Source organism: Tolypothrix sp. PCC 7712 (genome assembly GCF_025860405.1).
GTDB classification, from domain to species: domain Bacteria; phylum Cyanobacteriota; class Cyanobacteriia; order Cyanobacteriales; family Nostocaceae; genus Aulosira; species Aulosira diplosiphon.
In genome coordinates, this window is the sequence record NZ_CP063785.1 from 3,959,048 (window position 1) to 3,982,920 (window position 23,873).

Here is a 23,873-nt window from a genome sequence, read left to right on the forward strand (position 1 = left end):
TTAATTACTCATCAACAGGAATTTTTATGGCTGCAAAATCGCTGGCGTTCGCCCCTGAGCAACAAACGTCACTCCGTCTCAGTTGGACGAACGTAGTATTCTTTGGCACAGTTCATGCCTTAGCTTTACTAGCTCCTTGGTTTTTCTCCTGGTCGGCATTAGGTATAATGCTGTTTCTGCACTGGTTATTCGGAAGTATTGGGATTTGTTTAGGCTATCACCGACTACTCAGCCATCGTAGCTTCCAAGTACCCAAGTGGTTAGAATATGCGATCGCAATTATTGGCGCTTTAGCTTTACAAGGCGGGCCGATTTTCTGGGTGGGTGGACACCGCCAACATCACGCCCACACTGAAGATATTAGTCTTGATCCTTACTCTGCCAAACGCGGGTTTTGGTGGAGTCATATGTTGTGGATTTTCTATCCCCGCGCCGAGTTTTTTGATTACGAAGTTTATCAAAAATATGCGCCCGATTTAGCACGTCAACCCTTTTATCGTTGGTTAGATCGCTACTTCTTGTTACTGCAAATTCCTTTGGGAATTTTGCTCTATGCTTTGGGCGGTTGGTCTTTTGTGATTTATGGTATGTTTCTGCGCTCAGTATTACTGTGGCATTCTACTTGGTTTGTCAACTCTGCAACTCACAAATGGGGTTACCGTTCCTTCGATGCAACTGACGACTCACGCAACCTTTGGTGGGTATCTATTGTGACTTATGGTGAAGGCTGGCATAACAACCATCACACTTATCCCCATGTAGCGAAATCAGGATTTTCTTGGTGGGAAGTAGATATTACTTGGTGGAGTATCCATCTTCTCAAGAAATTAGGTTTAGCTAAAAAAGTAATTATGCCTCCGTCTCACAGCACAACACAAGTATAAATTGCTATCAAGTTAATGCATCTACCCAGCCCATAGCGCGATCGCCTGTGGGCTATTTTGATTTTAGATTTTGGATTTTGGATTTTAGATTTGGGATTTGGAATTTCAGATTTTGGATTTGCGATCGCTATCTGTCTGTGACTGTTTATCCTCATACCATTTTGAAAAAAGAACGCGACAGATGGGTAGGGGCACGGCACCAGTAAGATATTTGATATGCCAAAAGATTGCGGATGCCGTGCCCTTACAAAGGATTTATCTTCAGACATTTCCAGAAAATCATACCAAGTTGAAAAAGAATGTGAAAGATTAAAGAGTAAAGCACTGCAGTGCTCTACTCTCTAAATTCTAGAAATTAATTTTTGTTATTCTCTTAACTAACTCCAGCTTCAGCCTTTTCCTTCACAGGTGGTACGTAAGGTTTTTCTGGGCCTTGGGCGAGATATTCTGCTAGCTGACTTTCTATTTGATCGCGCACAATTTGGCGGTATTCCAGAAAATGCTCGTTATGGGCACAGGCTGAGAGATAATGCTCGGCAACTCCGGGGTTACGCTTGATCATGCTAAATAAGTGATGCCAGAATTTCCAGCGAGTTTCGCGTTTAATGCCTTGTCGCCAAATGACAATTAACAACGCTTTAATTACTATCAATTCTGGCCATTTAAATGGTGCTTTCCAACTGGGCGCACCCATCATTAAAAAGCAGCGGTAGGTACGATCCAAATACTTCACTGGATCGTATAAAGCACAAAATGCTTCTATGTATTCTCTGGCAATATCTTCCAGGGGACGGGTAGCAACAAAGTTCATCAAAGTAGTTTGGTTGATGTTGCCGTCTTTGTTTTCCCGTAATCTGCCTTCTTTTTTCAGGCGATGCCACAAGGCTGTGTTAGGTAGCGCTTGTAACATAGCGAAAGTAGTAGAAGGAATGGCAGCTTGTTCAGCAAACCGGACAATGCGATCGCCTGCACCGGCTTTCTCACCATCAAACCCGATGATAAACCCAGCCATTGGCCGCAATCCGGCTTTGATGATGCTTTGTACAGCTTCAGTGAGGGAACTGCGGGTATTTTGAAATTTCTTCGTCAGTTGCAAGCTATCTTCATCTGGCGTTTCAATTCCCAAAAATACCGCCGCAAAACCAGATTCCACCATCAATTCCATTAGTTCTGGATCTTGGGCTAAATCAATAGAGGCTTCAGTATCAAAGCGGAAAGGATATTGATGTTCTTGCATCCAAACTTTTAACTCTTTCAGTAACAATTTCACATTGCGTTTGTTGCCAATAAAGTTGTCATCCACCATGAATACACCCCGCCGCCAACCTAATTCATAGAGGTAATCCAACTCTGCTAACAATTGGGCTGGCGTTTTGGTACGCGGTTTACGACCATAGAGAACGATAATGTCACAGAATTCGCATTGGAAGGGGCAACCCCGCGAAAACTGCACAGACATCATGTCGTAAGCATCAAATTCTAATAAATCAAAGCGGGGTACTGGTGTGATTGTTACATCTGGTTTTTCATCAGTGCGGAAAGTACCAGAGGTTTCGCCCCGTTGAATCGCCTCGACGAACATGGGTAAGGTGATTTCCCCTTCATCGAGAATCAGAAAATCTGCGCCTACATTTTGCACTTCATGAGGTGTCGAGGTGGGATAGGGGCCGCCTACGGCGACTAACTTACCACGCCGCTTTGCTTCTTGGATTTGGTCTAGTAAGTCCTGTTTCTGGACAATCATGGCGGAGAAAATGACTACATCAGCCCAAGCCCATTCTGCTTCGGTGACTGGGCGAATGTTGCGATCAACCAGCTTATATTCCCATTCTTGAGGAAGAATTGCCGCCACTGTTACTAAACCCAAAGGTGGTAACAAAACCTTGCGATCGACTAACGCCAAAATTTTTTCATAAGACCAAAAGGTTTTGGGAAATATTGGATACACCAGCAGGACTCGCATACAGTATCAATCCTCACACTTTGATTGTTATTTCACTTTAACGAAAATCAAGGCTCATTGACTTTTTATCTCACCAGGTTCAGCTGTTTACTCAATTTTTTCCTCAGTTGAGAAAAGTTTTCGTCGCGCACAGACAAAAAGAAGAATGTAATTGTATGGTCTTAAATCTGAGTATAAAGGTTCCAATCAAAGGTGAGATTCCCACAGATATTAGGTATTGATTTCTCATCCAGATTTTACTTCTTTAGGTGGTAGTCATTTAGCTAGATATGATTAGCAGGCAAAATTATCGCCTGCTAATCATAACTTATACCAATTTTAAAAAAGAATGCAACAGATTGTAGAGGCACTGGCACTGCCGTGCCCTCTAGAATATATTGATGTGTCGCAAACATTATTTGATTTGGTATTAGGTACAGGTCAGCCCCTATGGGGAAGTCAAAAGTCAAAAGCCCCGAAATATATTTCGGGGCTTTTACCTTTTTCTTTTTGGTCACAGTCTTGTTTCTACATTTGCATAGGAATCTCAATTAAAAATTCAGTTCCTTCCCCTAATGTAGAAATACAATTGAGTTGCCCTTGATGCCTTTCCACAATAATTTGATAACTGATTGATAACCCTAAACCAGTTCCTTGACCCACAGGTTTAGTAGTAAAGAATGGATCAAATATCTGTTTTTGCACCTCTGGAGTCATACCTAGTGCATTATCTTTAATACTAATTAAAACCCTATCTTCTTTAACTGAAGTTTTAATTATAATAGTAGGAATAGCAGTGGTAGATTGCCAACGTTCTATATTTGCTTTTAACGCATAAATTGCATTATTCAAAATGTTCAGAAATACCTGATTTAATTGGTTGACATAACAACTAACCTTGGGCAGTTGTCCATAATCTTTAATTATCTGAATATTAGGTAACTGACTATTGATTACCAATTGATGATTCAGAATCATTAATGTATTATCTATACCTTCATGAATATCTACCGACTTAGTTGTTGCTTCATCTAGTCGTGAGAAGTTACGCAATCCTAAAACAATGTTTTTAATTCTCTCACTACCTACTGTCATAGATTGCATCAATTTAGGTAAATCTTGACATAAATACTCCAAATCGATAGCTTTGATTTTGGATACTATAGTAGGATTTGGTTCGCGATACTGCTCTTGATAAACTGCAATTAAATTTAGTAAATCATCGATATACTGATTTGCATATTCGAGATTACCAGCTATAAAACTAATCGGATTGTTAATTTCATGGGCAACCCCTGCTACCATTTGTCCAAGACTAGACATTTTTTCACTATGAACCAATTGCGCTTGTGTTGTTTGTAGATCTAGTAGCGCTCTTCTTAATTCAGTCGTGCGTTCTTCAACTTTCCGCTCTAATTCATTATTAGCCTTTTGCAGAGCTTCTGCAGCTCTAGCTGTTTCTGTGGCAATACTAGCAATATGAGTAGCTGTTTTCAGAATTTCTAAATGATGCGGAGTCGGATGACAGGGAAATTTATGAGATATGGCAAATGTCCCTAAAACTTCACCACTTTGTGAAGTAAAAGGTGATGACCAACAAGCTCTAATATTGTAGCTCAAAGCAAAATCTCGAAAATCAGCCCATAATGGATCATTAGCAATATCATTAACAAATACTGTATCTCCTCTATAAGCTGCAGTTCCACAAGAACCACAATTTTCACCAATCATCAAACCATCAACACCTTTAGCAAATTCCTCTGGTATAGTTGGTGCTGCTCCTCCCCGCAGTCGGCGTTTGTCTTGATCTACAACTAAAATTGAGCAATAAGCTCCAGGTAATTGTTGCTCTAATAAAATACACAGATTATTAAAAATTTCATATAAGTTAACTCCAAAGGCAACTTGTTCTAAAACCTGACTTTGGGTATACACTAATGCTTCTGATAGCTTGCGTTCAATTGCGGTAGCTAAAACATGGGTTACAGATTGTAGAAAATGAATATCTTCAGGAGAAAAATCTCTTGCCTCAGTAGCATATACTTCCAGAAAACCTAAAGGTTTAGTCGCACCAGTAATTAGTACACTTAAACCAGCAACACTGTCAGGTGGAGAAGGAATAGCAAAATGTTCTATCTGACAAGCGGCTGTATTGATATTAATAATTTTTTGCCTCTCGTCCAAGATTTTTTTTAATCCTTGATTAATTCCCACATGAATTTCATAAGCATCTGTGGTTAAAGACGATTCTCCAAGACTAGCTACTTTACGCAGAGAATTTCCATCTGAAAGTACTTGCCAAATTCTACTATATTTAATATTTAATATTTGAGATACTAAGGCTACTGTATCTTGGAACAAGTAGGACAAGTCAATTCCTGATAATGCTTTTTGTCCTAGTAAATTTACAGCAGCTGCATAGCTGACATTAGTTGATAAATTATCAATGTTATCCCAGTTGTTTGATTGTTCTGTTTGGCTTGATGTAGGAAAATTTAATTTCATAAAATAATATTATTTTAATGTATATATTCATATTTCCCTAAAAAAGACTCTAAAGTTGATATGATTATCAAAAATTTAAAATTAAAGGCTATTTATCAAGTAAATATTAAATAGGTATTGAGTTAGGTCGAGGGTGAGTATTAAGCGGTTCCATATTTAACTTGCATAATTGGGCGGGCAAGATGCCCACCCCACAATAAATATACAATTTCAGATTATGCAAACTAGATGTGGTTTAGCTTATCTCTAACAGTTACGAAGACGACAAGTGAGCTAATGTACTGCTGTATAAGCCTTCTAGTCCTTAAACAGCTGAGATAAAAGCCTTGTTTGTGGTCAATGCAACCGACCAGTTCCTCGACCTATGCTTGACAATATTCCCAGCAACTATCTATTCTCTAATGTCTTTTCACACCACTAATTTTCAAGACATCACTCATAGTTGCACAGTAATTTGGTAAACCAAAACTGGCGGGATTGATAGCGTTTTCGTAGGTAAAATGGCGATAGTTCATGCAGAATCTATCCCAAGCAGCCATTTGAATGCGGAAGACGGCAATAATTAGATTTGCCAATGATAAAGATAGCGGAAGGCGAAAATAAATCTTTTTACCTAGATAGGCGCAGAGTTGTTCTACGGCTTGGTTAACAGTTAATTTCTCTTGACCTAAAACAAACTTGCGGAATTCATTTCCACTAGAGGGATTTTCAATTAAATATTTGACTGTGGTCGCAATGTCTTTGCCGTGGATAAAGTGGAAACTACCATCGGTTTGCAAAAATCGAATTAAATTGACGTATTTTGTAACTTCAGGAATCCCGGCTGTTAAATGAGAATAGGGTTTATTCGCATCACCACCCAAAACCAAAGTCGGAAAAACTGTAGTAATTTTCGGTGCGATCGCCAGTTTTGGTAGTTCCTGTAAGCAGTGATACTTAGAACTGACGTAATCTGTCCCTATTTCCCCGGCTTCTTTGAGTGGTTGATTGTGATGACTTAAAACGCTAGCCGTAGAAAAATAAATCACCTGTTCGCATTTTTCTGGGTCTAGCAGCTTCAGCAATTCTAGAGTTTTATTGACGTTAATATTAAATGTTTGCTCTCCACCCCAAGCCGTGGCTGTTAGCACCGCCACATCAATTGTTGAGAGTAAGTCAGCGAACTTGCCAATTTCTTGCATATCACCTTGCAATACGGTGATACCTGGACGCGCCTGAAGATTAACTTGGAGTTTACTGGGGTTTCTCACTAGGAGATACAGTTCGTAATCTGTTTCTTGAATTAAGGCTTCACTTATGTAGTGACCTATACAGCCACTTGCACCAGTCACTAAAATTCGTTTCTGACTCATAGAGAGTTTTAAGTTTTATTTATTTAATTTATTTAGTTGTGTGGAATGAATTTTTAGTTCCCAATGTCGCCTCAACATCAGAATATAAATTTTCTTCGTGTCTTGGTGTCTTGGTGGTTAAAAATGATTTTTTCACCACCAAGACACTAAAACACGAAGAAGAAAAATGTACAACAGATTGACAATTGCCTAAACTAGTGCATTAAGTTGCTTTGCTGTTTCAAAGAAGAAAGCAACATTTTCTTCTGGAGTTTCTGGTAGTACGCCATGACCGAGGTTGAGAATATGGCCCCAGTTACCAGCTTTGCGAACAGTATCAAGGATGCGATCGCGAATAAACTGTTTGGAACCAAATAATACACCAGGGTCAAGATTTCCCTGAACTTTCACGTGCTTGCCTAATCTGGCCCTTGCATCTGCCATGTCTACTGCCCAGTCTACAGTCACAATATCCGCACCAGATTGTGCCATTCTTTCCAGCACGCCTGCACTACCGCTAACTAACAAAATTAAGGGTGTGTCGGGGTGGGTTTGCTTGACTTGTTCAAAAACCCGTCGCTGATATGGCAAAGCAAAGGTGTCATAATCTTGAGGACTTAATTGACCTGCCCAGGAGTCGAACATTTGGACAACTTGAGCACCACAGTCAATTTGGTAGCGTGCGTAAACTGCGATCGCATCTGCTAGTTTTTCTAAAAACTGATGCAGAATTGTCGGGTCAGAAAACGCCATATTCTTGATGATGGAATAGGTTTTAGAACCTTTTCCTTCTACTGCATAAGCAGCTAATGTCCACGGCGCACCGACAAAGCCTAATACCGTTGATTGATTCCCTACCTCTTGACGCAACGCCTGCAATATGGTTTTTATAAACGGCAGGGATGCTTCGGGTTCAAAGGGACGCAGGTTATCTACTTGTTCTTGAGTGCGAATGGGCGAGTGAATAATTGGCCCTTTACCTTCCGCAATGTCCATGTCAATGCCTAAACCAGGCAATGGCGTTACAATGTCGGAGAATAAAATCACCCCGTCTGGTTGAAAGGCTCTCCAAGGCTGTAGGGAAACCTCAATCGCTACTTCGGGAATTTCTGAGCGATCGCGGAAAGAAGGATACTTCTCCCTTAAATCGCGATAAGCTTTCATGTACCTTCCCGCTTGTCGCATCATCCATACTGGAGGACGGTCTACTACTTCACCACGAGCTGCCATGAGGAGTCTAGGAGCTGTTGAGGAAACACCCATTTAACACTTCATCCTAAGTCACTTTTTTATGCCACTGTTTAGCTTATCATTCTGAGATCACGCTTTTTCAGGAGGCTGGTCTCACTCTACTCTCTGCTTAACTTAACTTCATATGCAAGCGAATTCCAACACTTCCTCTCCTGCTGCATCGACTCAGAACGCTCCCAAATCCAGAAAGTTTTTGATCCCGCGTTCTCAAACTCGAAGTTTCTTGATCAAATTTACCTTCATGACCTGTGTGGGATGGGTTGTAGGTGGCCTTGCCAGTATAGCTTTAGAAAAGCTGCTAGATAGCGTTTCTCCTGCTTTTTTTCCAGATTCCCAAATGTGGATGAACTTTGCTAACTACCTCAGCAGCGTTGTCTTTGCCTTAATTTTCGCTGCCGATCAAGCCTTGGTAATACGGCAATATGTATCTGGTTGGTGGTGGATGTTAGCTACTAGCATCGGTTGGCTGCTATCTAGTAGCGTTGCTACAGCTTGGATTAACTATATATCATCGATTGCTGCATCTTTTAACGAAACTTTACCTCCTGAGGCGGTGGTAGTTTTAGGATTCTTGTCTACGATTTCCTATATTATTTCCGGTGTTTGGCTAGGACTTTGCCAATGGTTGGTGTTACGACGCTACACAATTAACGCTTGGTGGTGGAATTTTTTGCCAGCAGTTGCCTTCTTCTTCATCAGTACTTTAATTTGGTTGCTTTCTTTATTGCAAAATTTTATTCCCGAAGCCTACCGGACTTCGATATTGTATTGGAATGGGCAAGGATTTACAGCATTCATTCTGGGCTTTATTCCCGCAATTGGCTTGTGTACTTTAAAAAGAAAACAAAACCACAAGAATGTTATTCCTAGTTCATCCTAAGGTTATTAGGCAGCATTTAGCTGCTTATTTCTGATTTATAAGCATAATTTTGATGTCTCAGAATAATTTTTTACAAAATCTTACTAAACCACCAGTTGCTGACCAACACCCAGAAGTTTTAGAGTTACATGGCGATCGCCGCATCGACAACTACTTTTGGTTACGTGATGTTGATAACCCCCAAGTTATAGCTTATTTAGAAGCAGAAAATAGTTATACAGCAGCGATGATGCAACACACAGAATCGCTGCAAACCAAGCTCTACAATGAAATGTTGGCGCGGATTAAAGAAACTGACTTATCTGTGCCTTATCTTAAGGATAATTACTACTATTATTTACGGACTGAAGAAGGTAAAAATTATCCAATTTATTGCCGTAAAAAAGATAATTTATCAGCGCCAGAAGAAATACTTTTAGATGAAAACGAACTAGCTAAAGGACATGAATTCTTTAGTTTAGGCGTATTTGACATTAGCCCTAATCATCAAATTTTAGCTTATTCTGTTGATACTAGTGGTTCGGAGCAATATACTTTATTTTTTCTAGATTTAACCACCCATCAATTATTATCAGAAACTATTCCTGATACTTATTTCTCTTTTGCTTGGGCAAACGATAATCAAACAGTATTTTATACCAAAATTGATGATGCCAATCGTCCCTATCAACTATTTAGCCATATATTAGGAACTACTCCTGATGCAGATGTTCTCCTCTATGAGGAAGCAGATGAGCTTTATCATTTATATGTGGATAAAACTCGTAGCCAAGCATATATTTTGATGAGCTTAAGAAGCAGCATAACTACAGAAGTTCATTATTTAGATGCAAATCATCCTCAAGGGAATTGGCAATTAATTCACCCCCGGACTACGGGAATGGAATACGATGTTGACCATCATAGCGATTACTTTTACATTGTGACTAATGATGAGGCTACTAACTTTAAATTAGTAAAAACCTTAGTCGCTTCGCCCAGTAAAGCCAATTGGCAAACTTTAATTCCCCATCAAGAAGATATTTTGTTATCAGGAATTAGTTTATTTGCAAATCATTTAGTAATTTATGAACGCAAAGGTGGGTTAGAAACTGCGAGAGTAAAAAACCTAGCTACAGGAGAGGAAAGTAATATTACTTTTCCTGAGCCTACCTATGAATTTTATGAAGGCAATAACCCAGAGTTTAATACTACCATTTTGCGTTTTCATTACACTTCATTTATTACACCGCAATCTGTGTTCGATTACAACATGGAAACACAGCAGCGGGAGTTAAAAAAAGAAACAGAAGTACTTGGTGGCTACGACAGAACTCAATATCAAAGTGAGTGGCTCATGGCTACCGCCAACGATGGGACAAAAATTCCTATCTCGATTGTTTACAAACAAGGAATTAAAAAAGATAGCCAAAATCCCTTATTACTTACAGGTTACGGCGCTTACGGTTCTTCTTACCCAGCCACATTTTCCTCAAATCGCCTGACATTGCTAGATAGAGGAATTTTGTTTGCCATTGCCCATATTCGTGGTGGGGAAGAAATGGGACGAAAATGGTATGAAGATGGCAAATTTTTACAGAAAAAGAACACCTTTACAGATTTTATCGCCTGTGCGGAATATTTAATTAATGAAAAATGGACAGCGAGCGATCGCCTAGTGATTACAGGCGGTAGTGCAGGCGGCTTATTGATGGGCGCAGTTATGAATCTGCGTCCCGAACTATTCAAAGCAGTAGTCGCCCATGTTCCCTTTGTCGATATCGTCACGACAATATTAGATACTTCATTACCCCTCTCTGCAATGGAATGGGAAGAATGGGGTAATCCCAACGATCCAGTGTATTACGACTACATGAAATCCTATTCGCCCTACGATAATGTTGAGGCGAAAGATTACCCAGATATGTTGATTACTGCTGGCTTAAATGATTCTCGTGTCAAATATTGGGAACCAGCGAAGTGGACAGCCAAACTCCGAGAACTCAAAACCGATAACAATATTCTCCTGTTAAAAACCAATATGGGTGCAGGACATAGTGGCGCATCTGGGCGTTATGAAAGCTTGCGCGAATTGGCTTTTGAGTATGCTTTTATTTTGGATAGGCTGGGACTAGGGACTGGGGACTAGGGACTGGGGATGAAGGGGATGGGGGAGACATGCAATTCCAAATTATGTCTTGTTCCCTCTCACAAACACCCAAGGCTCAACACCCAACTATCTATCTTTGTTATTATCCCAAATTAGTTCTAACCGTTCTTGAGCTGTTTTTAACGCTTGTTCCGCATTAGATTTACCCATTAGCGTAGACTCAATTGCTCTACCTAGACTATCAGAAAGACGACTATAGCCAGCAATAGTTGGTCTAGCATTAGCTACAGGCATTTGATCCATAAATACTTTTAACCAAGGCTTTTGTTGCAGGTATTGCTGATAAGCAGCACTTTCGGCGGATTTAATATTCACAGGTAAAAAACCTGTACCTATACTCCATTCTGTTTGAAATTCTTCGCTTAAAACATACTCTAAAAACTTGAGTGCAGCTTTTTCTCTTTCTGGTGTTGTCTTCATCACATACAGGTTTCCACCACCTATTACTGTAGCTTGGCTTGTATTTGCAGGTATGGGAAATACTGCATAATCAACATCAGACTTTGTAATATAAGTCCAGGGGCCTGTAATTTGCATCGCCACACGCCCTGCAATAAAAGCATCCTCTTCATAACCCCGTTCTGGAGGAGAAAGAGTTGCTGAACCATCTTTTAAGAGGTCTTGCCAAAATTGTAAGGCCGCGATCGCCCCAGAGTTAGTTAAATTAGGTTGATTATTTGTTAATATTTCGCCGCCAGCACTCAATAGAAAGGGAAACCAACTAAAAACTGTCCATTCTCCTTTTCCTAAAGGTAGTAACATTCCGTATTGTTCTGGTCGGTTGTCACCATTACGATCTATAGTTAGTTTTTTGGCTACTTGTCGTAATTCTTGCCAAGTTTTGGGAGTTTGGGTAATTCCCGCAGTCTGGAACAGCTTAGGGCGGTAAAAAATGCCGATATTACTGGTGTAAAGAGGAACTGACCACAAGTGACCGTCCAATTTTAATTCATTCAGCGCATTGGGAATTACTTCCGACTTGAGCGGTAATTTGTCTAACCAATCTTCTAAAGATTTGACTGCTTTTAGTTCGACAAACTGACCTGTCATTTGGGGATAGAATGTCAAGATATCTGGAGATGAATTACCAATAACTGCTGTAAGTATCTTGGGTAATTGTTGGTCTAGTTCACCGGCAAAAATAGATTCTACTTGTATATCACTATGAGTCTTATTAAATTTATTTACTAGTTTTTGAAATACTTCCCGATTTACAGGGGGGTTAATACCTTGCCACAATGTTAAATGAATAACATCGTTGGCTTTTTGTACTGAATTATGGCAACCATATAACAATACTAGACATAAACTGAGTATGCTCCCTAGAAGTAGAAGCTGCCGTACAAACACATGTAATCGACAAAAATAACTAAGAATTTGAGATATCAAAACTTTCATCTTTCATACCAAATAGTTAGCTAGATGAGGAAATTGTCTCTAAAAAACTCTTAGTCACACTAGTTTCTCCTCTTGTATAAAGATAGGTCTGTGGTTCAGTAAGTTTTTCAGTTTTGAATACTTTTTCGGCTCTACACCAAAACTCTGTATCTTCTACATAAGGAATATCATTAAATCCTTTCAGTTCAAAAAATACATTTCTTTTGCCAAAAAATGTTGGCCCTACTACGCATTCTTTAAGATTAATAGTCTGGTCTTGATTAAAATAATCTACTACCCAAATATCTTCTTCTGTTGCAAATCCACCTTCTATTAAGTCAAGATCGGGATGAGCTTTCATATATTCGAGTCGTGACTCTAAATGATTTGGTTGGTATGCGTCGTCACTATCAATAAAGGTTATATATTTACCAAATGATGCTTGAATACCAGCATTTCTAGCATAACCAGGTTTTCTATTTTTATGTTTAAAATAACGGATATTATTGAATTTTTGGACATAGATATTGACAATCTCAAAAGTGTTGTCCTCACTACCGTCATCAACTACAATCAATTCCCAATCTTGAAAAGTTTGATTGATAATACTATCAATGCATTTATTTAAATATTTGGCTCTGTTGTAGGTACATAAAACTATTGATATTTCCGGAATTGGTGCAAACATTACACTATTGATATTCATAAATAGATTTTCCAAATTAAGAGAAGTAGTTAGTTATTATTTAGTCTAATTGTATAGCAACTATACAATTAGCAACAAGATAATCCGGTTGAGCCATAAAAATAACCATGCTTAGTGTACCTGTTTTTTGGCTCAAATGAAGCATATTTAATGAACTTGGGTAGATTTATTTTAGCCAGTCATTGTAACTTCACCGATGAAATTATTCCCTGTCAGTTTCAAACAACTTTGAGCATTAAAGAGAAGTATGTTTTCTGCCTTAAGCAATCTGACTAGATGAGAAGCTATCTATATCTACATATAGGAATCCGATTTGATTATTGAAAAATCTAAGTATATGTAGGGTGCGTTACACTTCGTGATAACGCACCGTATTCTCAGCTTTGGTGCGTTGCGCTACGCGACAACACAACGCCAGTTGCTATAACGGAGGGAACCTCCGCAACGCACTGGCTCCCCTACGTCTAGTTCAGAAATCAAATATGAATCCTATATAAAATCTTTTGTACTTTGTATATTGCTCAATAATCTCATACCAGTGCAAAATACTCTAGTACAAGCAGGCTGTACGCTTACCAGGAAGCGTAGCGTCTTTGCCGGAGAAGTATCAAGGCTAAAGTTTGAAACTAAAAGTTATATGCTATGAGCTTTTTGCAAATTGAGAATCCTAGCTATACTTCCGCCATCATCTACTAGCTTCTGTAATCCAAAGTGTTGTATTGCAGTTTGTAACTATTTTGTGCAACCCCAAGGACTATTCCTTTAGACTGAATCTCAATTGGAAAGATTGGGTTCAAGACAAATGCATTCGGTAAATATATTTTGTCATGAGTTTGTAGTTGCTGTGTCCTTTGTTGCTTGTATTGTGGGTCTATTTTTACTTGGGGATGGCAAACAGCAAAAGGATGAAATGGAAGAAACAGAGCAGATTCTTCTCAGAATGAGCTTCTCGTACTGGTTAGTTTACTGTATTGCTTTTGGCGTTGAAAAAGTCATGGTACCTAGCTGGGAACCCATGCTGATGACTTTAAAAATTACTACAGCTTTGTCATATTTTTTAACATTTTCTTGTATCCTCAGTTTGCCACTCCACAGATTTGCAGTACATCAAGTAGAAGAATAGTTGAGAGCCAACAGTGCATAGTCGGTTAACTATGGACTATTGACTACTGTAATCGTTAAATTTTCATGGCGATCGCGATCGCTTCTAAGAGGCTATCTTGATCTAAAGTCGTCAAGATAAATACCTCCTGTACAGTTTTTCCTTGACGGGCAATAACTTTATAACCCCCACGGATGGGTACGGATATACGCAGTTGTAATTTAGGAGCATGACCTCTAACTCGCCCAATTACGCCTGGGGTAACAGTTTGAATTCCTGGCTGCTGACACAGACGTTCTAATATGGGGATGAGGCCATCTATGTGGGTTGAGTGATTCCAGACGAGTCTACCATCATTGGGTTTGCCCATTCTAGTTAAGCTGCCTCTAGAGGAGCCATTGTTAAACCCGCCCGTCGTAGTTGCTGGTGATAGAGTTCCGCTGGTTCTTGCGGCCCTACCCAAACGATCGCTTGACCCTCAAAATGGATTTGGTTGGTCAAGTCCCACGCTTGATCGCTGCTCATTCCCGGAATATATTTCATCAAACACTCCGCCACGTGCTGAAATGTATTAAAATCATCGTTCAAAACGATTACTTTGTAATTTGGATAATGCTTGCGGGTAACTTGATTAGACCGTTCAGGAGCTATAGTTGGTGTTGTTGAAAGTCTAGTCACCATAAAACAGTTAATCAACTAATTTGTACAAGACTACAAATAACTAGTTTAGTTCATCCTCCAAAGTCAAGAGTGCAACTTTGGATTCAGAAATATTAGTAATTTTATTGACAAAATTTTATAGATGTGTTCGTTAGTTACATATTGATAGAAAGTGAATAGATAACAGGTAACAAGCTGAAAATCATGGCTTGCAAGGGGTAAGAGTTTAAACTTCCCCTTGTCTTAAATAGTACAACGAAAGCGCAGCGAGATCAGCTGTTTGCTGTACCAACCACTTCAAATGCGATCGCCATTGCTGCTAATTTCTTAGTATCAATTCCCCGCACACCGTTAGGAAGTTGAATCCCTTCAACATTAATCGCGCCCCGAGTACCAGCATCTAGGTCATTTAGTAAACTATTTGTCACATCTAATAATTCATTAGTCACAGCTATCGGCGCACGCGTATTTTCGACTCCGCGAGATTTGGCAATTTCTTTTAAGGCTTTGAGAGAATTTCGCAGTGGTGTAGTGCTAGCAACAATTAAAGCTTCCGATACTCCTAAAGGTTCGCCAATCACCAGTTTGAAGGTATCGCCAGCAGAAGGAATAACTAACTTTTGTTTAGCTTCTACCAAAGCTGCATCTTCCGCAGCTGACCAATTATTAGGAAAGATAATCGCCATTTCACCTTGGGCATCAATTACCAAAATACTTATATATAGTGGTTGCGATTCGTTATTTTGAATTTGAAAAGCAATTTTTGTACCCAGGGGTAACTTTTGCAAACCTGAGTTAGCAGTTTTGCTGGATGTCCCCAAATCTACTTTTTGAATTCCACGAATGGGGAAGGTTTCGCCTAATATTTCTTGACTACCGACAACATTCATCGTCGCAGTTACATTAATTCGCGATGAATTAGTATTGCCCAGCATTTGCTTGACAATCCGCGCTGCTAGTAGGGACTTGAGTTTAGGTTGTAAGCGAGTGACAGCCGCACTCACCGTTTCGTTACTCGTACCAAAAGAACTAGCAATAATTTGTGTAAGTCCTGGTAAAAACAAACCAAAACTACCCACCGCAGGTAAATTCGGAAGGCGACTTTTTTGTAATTCCTGAGATTTGGCTTCAGTCATGCGACCAAAAATATATTGCACCTCTTGTCTTCCCAAAGCCTTGGCTTCAATGCGGGGAATCGCTTGTAAAGCTTGTTTAGCTTGTTGAGTGTTATTTCCTAAAGAGTCATCTAGCCCAATTTTTAAAGTTAAATCATTGGGAATGCTGCGAATTCGTTCTTGTAAGAGTGCGCCTGGTTGGAGTGGTTGCTTTTTTTGGGTAGCTTTGAGGAGTTTACCTTGTCCTGTTAACCCTTGACGAGACTGCAACTGAATGAGTCCGCGATCGCCACCTTTACTATCCAATACTGTAAAAATCGCATCTTGTTTAAATGCTTCCAGGCTTTCGGAATCTAGCCCACCCAACCACAATTTTACTTGCTCACCATTGACTTGAGTGACTACCGCCTCAGCGGAGACTGTGGGCGTGCGCGTAAAGTAAATAGGTGCGCGAGTATTTTCTTGACTAAAGTTTGATTCTAATTCTGGTTCTTGAAAATTGCCTGATTGTCTAGCAAAGATAGTTGTACTACGGCTAATATTAGCGATCGCGCGATTAATTGCTTCATCCCCTGGTTGTTGCCAAAGGTACTGAGTAAATAAATAAGTAAAAGCCCCAGCGTTAAAATCATCAAAAGAAGCATCAGCCGCATATTGATCGCGTTTAGCGCTGGCGATGACTACGCCTTTAGCAACAGCTTTTCTCCTCAGTTCAATAAACTTTTGTGGTGACAGTCCCAGTTTTCCTAACCATTGACGCTGATATTCCAATTCCGCCGTACTCGGTAGGAGTTTTTCACCACCATCGATGGAACGCACCCGAAAATTCCCCCGCTTTGCACCACCCGCATGACAACTATCTAATACCACAGTCACATTTTCTGTTTTCAATGCAGACATTAGTAAAAACAATGTATGCCCCATAATATGCTGCACCTGGCCCCCTTGCTGAGGATAGCCTGGTGGTAAATTACCATCAATCGGAACCAAAGTACTGTTGAGTCCATCTTCCGTGTCGCGATCGCGATCGCGTACCCGCGAACCATGTCCCGAAAAATGGAATACCACCACATCCCCAGGCTTGGCTTGCTTAATTAAATGTTCTTCAAATGCTGTCAGTATGCCTTTACGGGTGGCTTGTTGGTCGGTCAAAGTTAAAATATCTTGAGGATTAAAGCCAAAACGGTGAATTAATAATTCGCGTTGCAACTGTACATCATTCACACAACCATAGAGTTCCGGTATACCCTTATACTCATTAATTCCCACAAGTAGGGCTAACTTACGCTTTGTACTTTGGGCTAAGACTTGGTGATAGCGTAAGCCTTGCTCCATAATATCCCACTGGCTTAAACCCAACGTTGCTAAAGCAGACCCAGCAAATTGCAAAAAGTGTCGGCGTTTCATATCAGCCATTATTCACTCCTCTCATGAAATTGTGATTTCTTAGCAATAAGACTCAAAAATCACAGTAATTTATCCCAGTAGTGCCATAAAAGGGAGATGAGGGGACTGGGGAACTCGGGGCCCCCTCTGGGGATAAGGGGTAATGGGGATTAGGGACTGGGGATTAGGGACTGGGGATTGGGGACTGGGGATTAGGGACTGGGGACTGGGCAATACGGTTCGGATAAGTATTTTGCATCTCTCTCGTGATTTGGGAAAAGGGTAATGGGAAAAGGGTAAGGGTCAATTCAATCCTTTTCCCCTTTTCCCTTTCCCCCTTAACCGAACTGTATTGGGGGACTGGGGACTGGGGATTAGGAAATGAGGGAGATGAGGGAGAAACAGCAATTACCAATTACCAATTACCAATTACCAATTACCAATTACCAATTACCCCATGCCCAATGCCCCATGCCCCATGCCCTAAGTATTATTACGTGTTTATAAAATCTAATCTTTAAAAGAATGTTAATAAAAAAAAAGAATGTAACAGATTCTCCAGTAAATATAAAAGATTTGGAGAAGAAGCAAAACGCCGAAATCTATCCCTAGAAAGATGTTTGCTCAGGTGTTGTTATTTACCGTGGAATAACTATCAGTAATCTTGTAGTGAAGCCTTAGGAGATAATTGCCGCCAAAATCAGCTTTTTCAAGCAATTTTTTCCTTAAAAGCCATTAACATAACTTTTGCCATAAAAACTGGTGATTTTCCGCAATTGTCACCAGGACGATCACGTGCAGATTGTTTAATCTTTAACTATACTGCTAGCACGCTTGTATAGTAACTCCTCCTATGGCTCCCAAGTTTAACAAGATTAAATTTCCACTTTGGCATTATCTCAATCAGCCCTTATTTTGTAATCACACTAAATTAATATGGAATCCTTATATCTTCGCCGCTATCTGGCGAATCCAGCTTCTAGAAAGATGCTGGAATAAAGAGTGTGATGCTAAGGGCCCGCAACAGCATTAAAAGGGACTGGGGACTGGTGACTGGTGACTGGGTACTAGGAATTAGGAATTGCAAAGAAAGAGGATAAGGTAGAAAAACTCAGCACTCAGCACTCAAGTTGAAACTAAGTAAGTTGGTGTAAATTAACCCAACTATGTTACGAAACGTAATAGGCTTGAAACCTTTACCAATGACAAATGACAAATGACAAATGACAGCCCTAACTAGTTATCTTTAAATGCACTGCCCTACTTAAGCCTCGTCTAAGTAGCGAGGCTTTTTGCCGTCTAGTAAAGCACTGACAGTCATATCGCCCATGACATTGAGGGCTGTACGGCAGCGATCCAAAAACCAATCGACTGTAACTAACAAAGCTATATACTGGGTCGGTAAGCCAACGGAAGTAAATACTAAGGTCATCGTTACGAGTCCGGCATTAGGAATACCCGCAGCGCCGACGGATGCAAAAATAGATGTTAAGACGACTATTAACTGCTGTCCTAAACCTAAATGTTGACCCAATATTTGGGAAATATATAATGCAGACATCGCTTCATAGAGGGCGGTACCGTCATTATTAAAGTTTGCGCCTACTAATGCGCCTAAAGAAGCAGAAGATTCTCTTAAACCGATTTTAGTTTGCAACACTTCAAAGGTAATAGGCATTGTCACCGTTGAGGAAGAGGTGGAAAAAGCTGTCAAAAATGCATCAGAACCACCCTTGAGAAATGCGATCGGGTTAACCCAAGAGCCGATTTGTACCCTAGTGAGATAGTAGCAAGCTTGTAAAAACAAGGCGACTAGTACGGCGACGATAAACGCCGCTAAAGATTGGAAGGGCGCAAAACCTTTTTCGGCGACAGTTTTAGCCACAATTCCAAACACGGCCAAGGGAATTAAAGCTATTACCCAGTTGAGAATGCGGATTACCGCTTCAAATAAAATGCCGATGACATCTTCAATTGGTTGGTATGCTGTTTTACCTTCAACGATTTGTTCTGATTTTAATGCCCGCAGCACAATTCCAAAAGAAAGGGCAATCACAATGAGTTGGATAACGTTATTATCGACTAGTGGCTTGAGGATAGCATCAGGGACGGCATCTTTAAATAAACCCCAAGGATCGAGACTTGCTGTAGGTGCTTGTGTATCGGTGGGGGCTGTTAAATTTCCCCAACTCCCAGGGTGCAAAACATTAGCTACCAACAGCCCGATTAAAATCGCTGCGGTAGTATTAGTTAACAATAGTACTGCTAGCCGTCTACCGGCTGTTCCGGGGATATTTGTAGTCATGAAGGTATGCAGCACTGCTACCAAAATGAGGGGTGTAGCTAGGGCGCGTAAAGCCTTCAGCACCAATTCTGCAGGAATTGCTAAGTTAGTAATCAAAGTAGCATTACTTGGGCTGGGATTCCCCGCACCTAGGGCAATTCCTAAGCTGACAGCCAGCGCTAGGGCGACGACAATCTGCAATGTCAGAGGGATACGCAGCCACCAAGGACGGGTTTTGGTCTCTAGAGAAGTAATACTCTCTGGTTCAGTCATTGCTTAATTTAGGGTAACTCTACTGCTGTAACTATTTAAACATCACTTGCGGAAGTGAAAATTCTGCAAACGCGTTAATCTAAGATCCCATTGCTTTCTTAAGTGAATCCTACTCCAGGGGGTATTTTTTCTTTCCTGAGAGATATTGTTGGCTTGTGGTTGGAGACTGATATGTCCTTTGTTCCTTTGCATATTCACAGTGACTATAGCTTGCTTGATGGTGCCAGTCAGCTGCCGGAGTTGGTTGATCGCGCGATCGCCCTGGGGATGAAAGCGATCGCGCTTACCGATCATGGTGTGATGTATGGCGCGGTGGAATTGATCAAAATCTGTCGTAGCAAGAATATTAAGCCCATTCTTGGCAACGAAATGTATATCATTAATGGCGATATTGAAAAGCAAGAACGCCGCCCCCGTTATCATCAAGTTGTCTTAGCTAAAAATACTAAAGGTTACAAAAATTTAGTCAAATTAACTACTATTTCTCACCTCAAAGGTGTACAAGGAAAAGGCATTTTCTCTCGCCCTTGCATCAACAAAGAATTATTAAAAGAATATCATGAAGGTTTGATTGTTACTAGTGCTTGTTTGGGGGGAGAAGTTCCCCAAGCAATTATGAGTGGTAGACCAGATGCAGCCCGTAAAGTTGCTCAATGGTATAAAGATGTATTTGGTGATGACTATTATTTAGAAATTCAAGACCACGGTTCCCAGGAAGACAGAATTGTTAATGTAGAAATTATTAAAATTGCCAAGGAATTAGGTATTAAATTTGTTGCTACTAATGATTCGCATTTCATTTCTTGTTATGACGTAGAAGCACACGACGCTTTGCTATGTATTCAAACAGGGAAGCTGATAATTGAAGAAAATCGGATGCGTTATAGCGGCACAGAATATCTCAAATCTGCCGAAGAAATGCATCTCCTATTTCGCGATCATTTACCAGATGATGTGATTGCGGAAGCTGTGGCGACTACTGAAGAAGTAGCAGATAAAGTTGAGCCATACCAGATTATGGGTGAGCCGCAAATTCCCACTCCACCGATTCCTTCTGGTCATACTGCTGATACTTATGCTGAAGAAGTTGCATGGAGTGGACTTTTAGAAAGATTAAATCGTAAATCCCGCAACGAAGTCGATTCAACCTACAAAGAAAGGTTGGAATACGAACTCAAAATGATTCAACAAATGGGATTTTCCAAATACTTTTTAGTTGTTTGGGATTATATCAAATTTGCGAGAGATAATAATATTCCTGTGGGGCCTGGACGTGGTTCGGCTGCAGGTTCATTAGTCGCCTATGCCATGCGAATTACTAACATTGACCCGGTACATCATGGGCTACTATTTGAGCGTTTCTTGAATCCCGAACGGAAATCCATGCCTGATATTGATACGGATTTCTGCATTGAACAAAGAGATAAAGTTATTGAATATGTCACAGAGAAATATGGCGCTGATAAAGTTGCTCAAATTATTACCTTTAACCGTTTAACTTCCAAAGCTGTATTAAAGGATGTAGCCAGGGTATTAAATATTCCCTACGGGGAAGCAGATAAAATGGCAAAATTAATTCCTGTGGTGCGGGGGAAACCAACTAAGTTAAAAGTGATGATTTCTGATGACACCCCAGAACCAGAATTTAAAGCCAGATACGATAATGATGAGCACGTTCGCCATTGGATTGACATGGCGATGCGAATTGAAGGTACTAACAAAACCTTTGGTGTTCACGCCGCAGGTGTGGTAATTTCTGCCGATCCCCTTGATGAAATTGTGCCGCTACAAAGAAATAACGACGGTTCTGTAATTACCCAGTATTTCATGGAAGACCTGGAATCAATGGGTTTGTTAAAGATGGACTTTTTGGGTTTGCGGAACTTAACTCTAATTCAAAAAACTTTAGATTTAATTGAAGAAACTAAAGGTTATCGTGTCGATCCAGATGAAATTACAGGTCAAGAAAGAAAAGCTCAAAAAATATTAGCTAAAGGTGAGCATAGTACTCTACCTAAAGATGTACAGAAAGCTTATGAATTATTAGAAGCAGGAGAATTAGAAGGAGTATTTCAGTTAGAATCCTCCGGGATGAAACAGATAGTCAGAGATTTAAAGCCTTCTAATATTGAGGATATTTCTTCGATTTTGGCATTGTACCGACCAGGCCCATTAGATGCGGGACTGATTCCTAAGTTTATTAACCGTAAACACGGACGGGAAGCAATTGATTATGAAAGTGTGATTTTAGAACCAATATTAAATGAAACCTATGGCATTATGGTCTATCAAGAGCAAATTATGAAAATTGCTCAAGATATGGCTGGATATTCCTTAGGACAAGCCGACTTGCTGCGGCGCGCTATGGGTAAAAAGAAAGTTTCGGAGATGCAAAAACAGCAAGAAAAGTTTATTGATGGTGCTACTAAAAACGGGGTGAAAAAGCAAGTAGCTGAGAAATTATTTGAGGATATGTTGAAGTTCGCCGAATATTGCTTAAGCTATGATACAGAAGTTTTGACTGTAGAATATGGCTTAATTCCTATTGGCGAAATTGTCGAAAAACGCTTAGAATGTAGCGTTTATAGTGTTGATATTAACGGTAATGTTTATACTCAACCGATAGCGCAGTGGCATCATCGTGGTCAACAAGAAGTTTTTGAATATGCTTTAGAAGATGGTTCGATTATTCGAGCAACAAAAGACCATAAATTTATGACTACTGATGGTCAAATGTTACCCATTGATGAAATTTTTGAACGAGGATTAGATTTGTTGCAAGTTCCCCATTTACCGGAGTAATACTAAATCAAATAATGTTGGCGACCCATCAATATATTCTAGAGGGCAAGGCATTGCCTTGCCCCTACAATCTGTCGCATTCTTTTTTCAATTTGGGATAATTCTTTATTGCTGTTGTTGATGGTGAATTTGCATCAGCTATTTGGCCAATTAATTCCCAAGTTTGCTTAAATATCGTTCCTACCCCACAAACCTACAAGTGCGGCTATACCCAAGGCTGCAAATGCTAACGCACCCCATTTTAGTGGCGGATTCATATCCAAACTTTCCAAGAAACTGGGTATAGATAAGTTCCTAAAGTCGCCTTCAACTTTGTCATAGCCTGCAATTGGCTCAAAAACATTATTTGGCGCATCTTCAGATTTTGGTTCGTTGGTACGCTGTCCTTGAAAAGCGATCGCTAATAACAGAGAATCAGCTAAAGGTGGGGAAATCCGTTGCAGAAAATCTAATATCTTACCCGCATCCCCAACTACAAAATCACGGGTAGGATGTTCCGCCGCATACAGAATTGCATCAGCAACCAAACTAGGTTGATAATATGGCGGTACTCCTGTCGGCTTCACCCCTAGTTTAGTGGCAACTTTATTATAAAAAGGTGTATTGATTGTTGCAGGCAGGATAGAGGTAACGCTAATAGGCCATTTTTCGTGTTGTAATTCCACCCGTAAAGCATCTAGGAAGCCTTCTAAACCATGTTTGGCTGTAGAGTAAGGGCTTTGTAGTGGGAGACTGCGCCTACCTTCCATTGAAGAAATATGAATTAACGCCCCACGTCCCGTTTGTTTGAGATGAGGTAGCGCCGCCATTGCACCATATACCTGTCCCATCAAAGTAACATCGACAACTCTGGCGAATTCCTCTGGTGTAATTTTCTCAAAAGGAGCAATCACACCAGTAGCAGCCGCGTGAACCCAAGTATCAAGCTGTCCATATTCTGCTACAGTTTGATCTGCGATCGCCTTTACCTGCTCAAAATCGCTAACATCAGCAACTACATACTTGGCCACACCACCCAAACTCTGAATTTCTTCCACCAGGGACTTTAGCCCTGGTTCACTACGCGCAGCAACTACTACCTTTGCACCACGTTGGGCAAACTTTAGCGCTGTATCACGCCCAATCCCACTAGAAGCACCAACGATTGCTACCACCTGTTGACTAATTGGCTTTAATTGCATAGTTAATTATTGTTAACTTACCTTCCTTTTAATCAATAGGTGTGT

17 protein-coding genes are annotated in these 23,873 nt (G+C 40.3%); 6 read left to right on the forward strand and 11 right to left on the reverse strand.

Annotated elements, in window-relative coordinates; genetic code table 11:
• The first annotated feature begins 26 nt into the window (after positions 1-26).
• Positions 27-884, forward strand: a complete 858-nt coding sequence (locus HGR01_RS16480; protein WP_045870881.1) for an acyl-CoA desaturase — start codon at positions 27-29, stop codon at positions 882-884.
• 373 nt (positions 885-1,257) lie between these two features.
• Here the strand turns inward: HGR01_RS16480 and HGR01_RS16485 are convergent, their stop codons facing one another.
• The 4 genes from HGR01_RS16485 to hemE all read right to left on the reverse strand — a co-directional run bounded on the left by HGR01_RS16485 (position 1,258) and on the right by hemE (position 7,925).
• A complete protein-coding gene (locus tag HGR01_RS16485) occupies positions 1,258-2,847 on the reverse strand; it encodes a B12-binding domain-containing radical SAM protein (RefSeq protein ID WP_045870882.1) in 1,590 nt (529 codons plus the stop codon).
• A gap of 507 nt (positions 2,848-3,354) precedes the next feature.
• Positions 3,355-5,331 (reverse strand): GAF domain-containing protein, encoded by a 1,977-nt coding sequence (locus HGR01_RS16490; RefSeq protein WP_052335212.1) that lies wholly within the window; start codon positions 5,329-5,331, stop codon positions 3,355-3,357.
• Positions 5,332-5,729: 398 nt separating this feature from the next.
• Entirely contained in the window at positions 5,730-6,683 is a 954-nt protein-coding gene (locus HGR01_RS16495) for an NAD-dependent epimerase/dehydratase family protein (protein WP_045870884.1), read from the reverse strand.
• Positions 6,684-6,872: 189 nt separating this feature from the next.
• Positions 6,873-7,925, reverse strand: coding sequence for a uroporphyrinogen decarboxylase (hemE, locus tag HGR01_RS16500; RefSeq protein WP_045870885.1), 1,053 nt, complete (start codon positions 7,923-7,925; stop codon positions 6,873-6,875).
• A gap of 112 nt (positions 7,926-8,037) precedes the next feature.
• Here hemE and HGR01_RS16505 point away from each other — a divergent pair, with 112 nt between their 5' ends.
• The gene (locus HGR01_RS16505; protein ID WP_045870886.1) at positions 8,038-8,793 is read left to right on the forward strand and encodes a hypothetical protein; all 756 of its coding nucleotides are present in this window, start codon (positions 8,038-8,040) and stop codon (positions 8,791-8,793) included.
• A 52-nt stretch (positions 8,794-8,845) separates the two neighbouring features.
• Positions 8,846-10,921 (forward strand): S9 family peptidase, encoded by a 2,076-nt coding sequence (locus HGR01_RS16510; protein ID WP_045870887.1) that lies wholly within the window; start codon positions 8,846-8,848, stop codon positions 10,919-10,921.
• Between the two features lie 87 nt (positions 10,922-11,008).
• On the opposite strand, the gene HGR01_RS16515 is transcribed toward HGR01_RS16510, so the two are convergent.
• On the reverse strand, positions 11,009-12,340 hold the full coding sequence (locus HGR01_RS16515; protein WP_045870888.1) for an ABC transporter substrate-binding protein: 1,332 nt from the start codon (positions 12,338-12,340) through the stop codon (positions 11,009-11,011).
• Between the two features lie 16 nt (positions 12,341-12,356).
• The gene (locus HGR01_RS16520) at positions 12,357-13,025 is read right to left on the reverse strand and encodes a glycosyltransferase family 2 protein (protein ID WP_228045626.1); all 669 of its coding nucleotides are present in this window, start codon (positions 13,023-13,025) and stop codon (positions 12,357-12,359) included.
• An 802-nt stretch (positions 13,026-13,827) separates the two neighbouring features.
• On the opposite strand from HGR01_RS16520, the gene HGR01_RS16525 reads away from it, so the two are divergent.
• Positions 13,828-14,148 (forward strand): hypothetical protein, encoded by a 321-nt coding sequence (locus tag HGR01_RS16525; RefSeq protein ID WP_045870889.1) that lies wholly within the window; start codon positions 13,828-13,830, stop codon positions 14,146-14,148.
• 55 nt (positions 14,149-14,203) lie between these two features.
• Here the strand turns inward: HGR01_RS16525 and HGR01_RS16530 are convergent, their stop codons facing one another.
• The 3 genes from HGR01_RS16530 to HGR01_RS16540 all read right to left on the reverse strand — a co-directional run bounded on the left by HGR01_RS16530 (position 14,204) and on the right by HGR01_RS16540 (position 17,318).
• Complete coding sequence (locus HGR01_RS16530; protein WP_045870890.1) at positions 14,204-14,497, reverse strand: DUF2103 domain-containing protein; 294 nt, start codon at positions 14,495-14,497, stop codon at positions 14,204-14,206.
• Positions 14,498-14,502: 5 nt separating this feature from the next.
• Entirely contained in the window at positions 14,503-14,808 is a 306-nt protein-coding gene (gene clpS / locus HGR01_RS16535; protein WP_045870891.1) for an ATP-dependent Clp protease adapter ClpS, read from the reverse strand.
• A 251-nt stretch (positions 14,809-15,059) separates the two neighbouring features.
• The gene (locus tag HGR01_RS16540) at positions 15,060-17,318 is read right to left on the reverse strand and encodes a caspase family protein (RefSeq protein WP_045870892.1); all 2,259 of its coding nucleotides are present in this window, start codon (positions 17,316-17,318) and stop codon (positions 15,060-15,062) included.
• A 133-nt stretch (positions 17,319-17,451) separates the two neighbouring features.
• Between HGR01_RS16540 and HGR01_RS16545 the strand changes: the two genes are divergently transcribed.
• Positions 17,452-17,574 carry a hypothetical protein gene (locus tag HGR01_RS16545; protein ID WP_255325225.1) on the forward strand — a complete coding sequence of 41 codons (123 nt, stop codon included), beginning with the start codon at positions 17,452-17,454 and terminating at the stop codon, positions 17,572-17,574.
• A 978-nt stretch (positions 17,575-18,552) separates the two neighbouring features.
• Here the strand turns inward: HGR01_RS16545 and HGR01_RS16555 are convergent.
• Positions 18,553-19,845, reverse strand: a complete 1,293-nt coding sequence (locus HGR01_RS16555) for a dicarboxylate/amino acid:cation symporter (protein WP_045870893.1) — start codon at positions 19,843-19,845, stop codon at positions 18,553-18,555.
• Positions 19,846-20,016: 171 nt separating this feature from the next.
• Here HGR01_RS16555 and HGR01_RS16560 point away from each other — a divergent pair, with 171 nt between their 5' ends.
• Complete coding sequence (locus HGR01_RS16560) at positions 20,017-22,647, forward strand: trans-splicing intein-formed DNA polymerase III subunit alpha N-terminal partner DnaE-N (protein WP_045870988.1); 2,631 nt, start codon at positions 20,017-20,019, stop codon at positions 22,645-22,647.
• 167 nt (positions 22,648-22,814) lie between these two features.
• On the opposite strand, the gene HGR01_RS16565 is transcribed toward HGR01_RS16560, so the two are convergent.
• Positions 22,815-23,828 (reverse strand): SDR family oxidoreductase, encoded by a 1,014-nt coding sequence (locus tag HGR01_RS16565; protein ID WP_045870894.1) that lies wholly within the window; start codon positions 23,826-23,828, stop codon positions 22,815-22,817.
• Positions 23,829-23,873: the final 45 nt, after the last annotated feature.

What these genes read in the sequence shown, in the direction of transcription:
- HGR01_RS16525 (WP_045870889.1), top strand. Translation starts at nt 13,828, where the DNA reads ATGCATTCGGTAAATATATTTTGTCATGAGTTTGTAGTTGCTGTGTCC.
- HGR01_RS16520 (WP_228045626.1), bottom strand. Translation starts at nt 13,025, where the DNA reads ATGAATATCAATAGTGTAATGTTTGCACCAATTCCGGAAATATCAATA.
- HGR01_RS16545 (WP_255325225.1), top strand. Translation starts at nt 17,452, where the DNA reads ATGGGGATTAGGGACTGGGGATTAGGGACTGGGGATTGGGGACTGGGG.
- HGR01_RS16540 (WP_045870892.1), bottom strand. Translation starts at nt 17,318, where the DNA reads ATGGCTGATATGAAACGCCGACACTTTTTGCAATTTGCTGGGTCTGCT.
- HGR01_RS16510 (WP_045870887.1), top strand. Translation starts at nt 8,846, where the DNA reads ATGTCTCAGAATAATTTTTTACAAAATCTTACTAAACCACCAGTTGCT.
- HGR01_RS16555 (WP_045870893.1), bottom strand. Translation starts at nt 19,845, where the DNA reads ATGACTGAACCAGAGAGTATTACTTCTCTAGAGACCAAAACCCGTCCT.
- HGR01_RS16530 (WP_045870890.1), bottom strand. Translation starts at nt 14,497, where the DNA reads ATGGGCAAACCCAATGATGGTAGACTCGTCTGGAATCACTCAACCCAC.
- HGR01_RS16505 (WP_045870886.1), top strand. Translation starts at nt 8,038, where the DNA reads ATGCAAGCGAATTCCAACACTTCCTCTCCTGCTGCATCGACTCAGAAC.
- clpS (WP_045870891.1), bottom strand. Translation starts at nt 14,808, where the DNA reads ATGGTGACTAGACTTTCAACAACACCAACTATAGCTCCTGAACGGTCT.
- HGR01_RS16485 (WP_045870882.1), bottom strand. Translation starts at nt 2,847, where the DNA reads ATGCGAGTCCTGCTGGTGTATCCAATATTTCCCAAAACCTTTTGGTCT.
- HGR01_RS16480 (WP_045870881.1), top strand. Translation starts at nt 27, where the DNA reads ATGGCTGCAAAATCGCTGGCGTTCGCCCCTGAGCAACAAACGTCACTC.
- hemE (WP_045870885.1), bottom strand. Translation starts at nt 7,925, where the DNA reads ATGGGTGTTTCCTCAACAGCTCCTAGACTCCTCATGGCAGCTCGTGGT.
- HGR01_RS16495 (WP_045870884.1), bottom strand. Translation starts at nt 6,683, where the DNA reads ATGAGTCAGAAACGAATTTTAGTGACTGGTGCAAGTGGCTGTATAGGT.
- HGR01_RS16565 (WP_045870894.1), bottom strand. Translation starts at nt 23,828, where the DNA reads ATGCAATTAAAGCCAATTAGTCAACAGGTGGTAGCAATCGTTGGTGCT.
- HGR01_RS16515 (WP_045870888.1), bottom strand. Translation starts at nt 12,340, where the DNA reads ATGAAAGTTTTGATATCTCAAATTCTTAGTTATTTTTGTCGATTACAT.
- HGR01_RS16490 (WP_052335212.1), bottom strand. Translation starts at nt 5,331, where the DNA reads ATGAAATTAAATTTTCCTACATCAAGCCAAACAGAACAATCAAACAAC.
- HGR01_RS16560 (WP_045870988.1), top strand. Translation starts at nt 20,017, where the DNA reads ATGTCCTTTGTTCCTTTGCATATTCACAGTGACTATAGCTTGCTTGAT.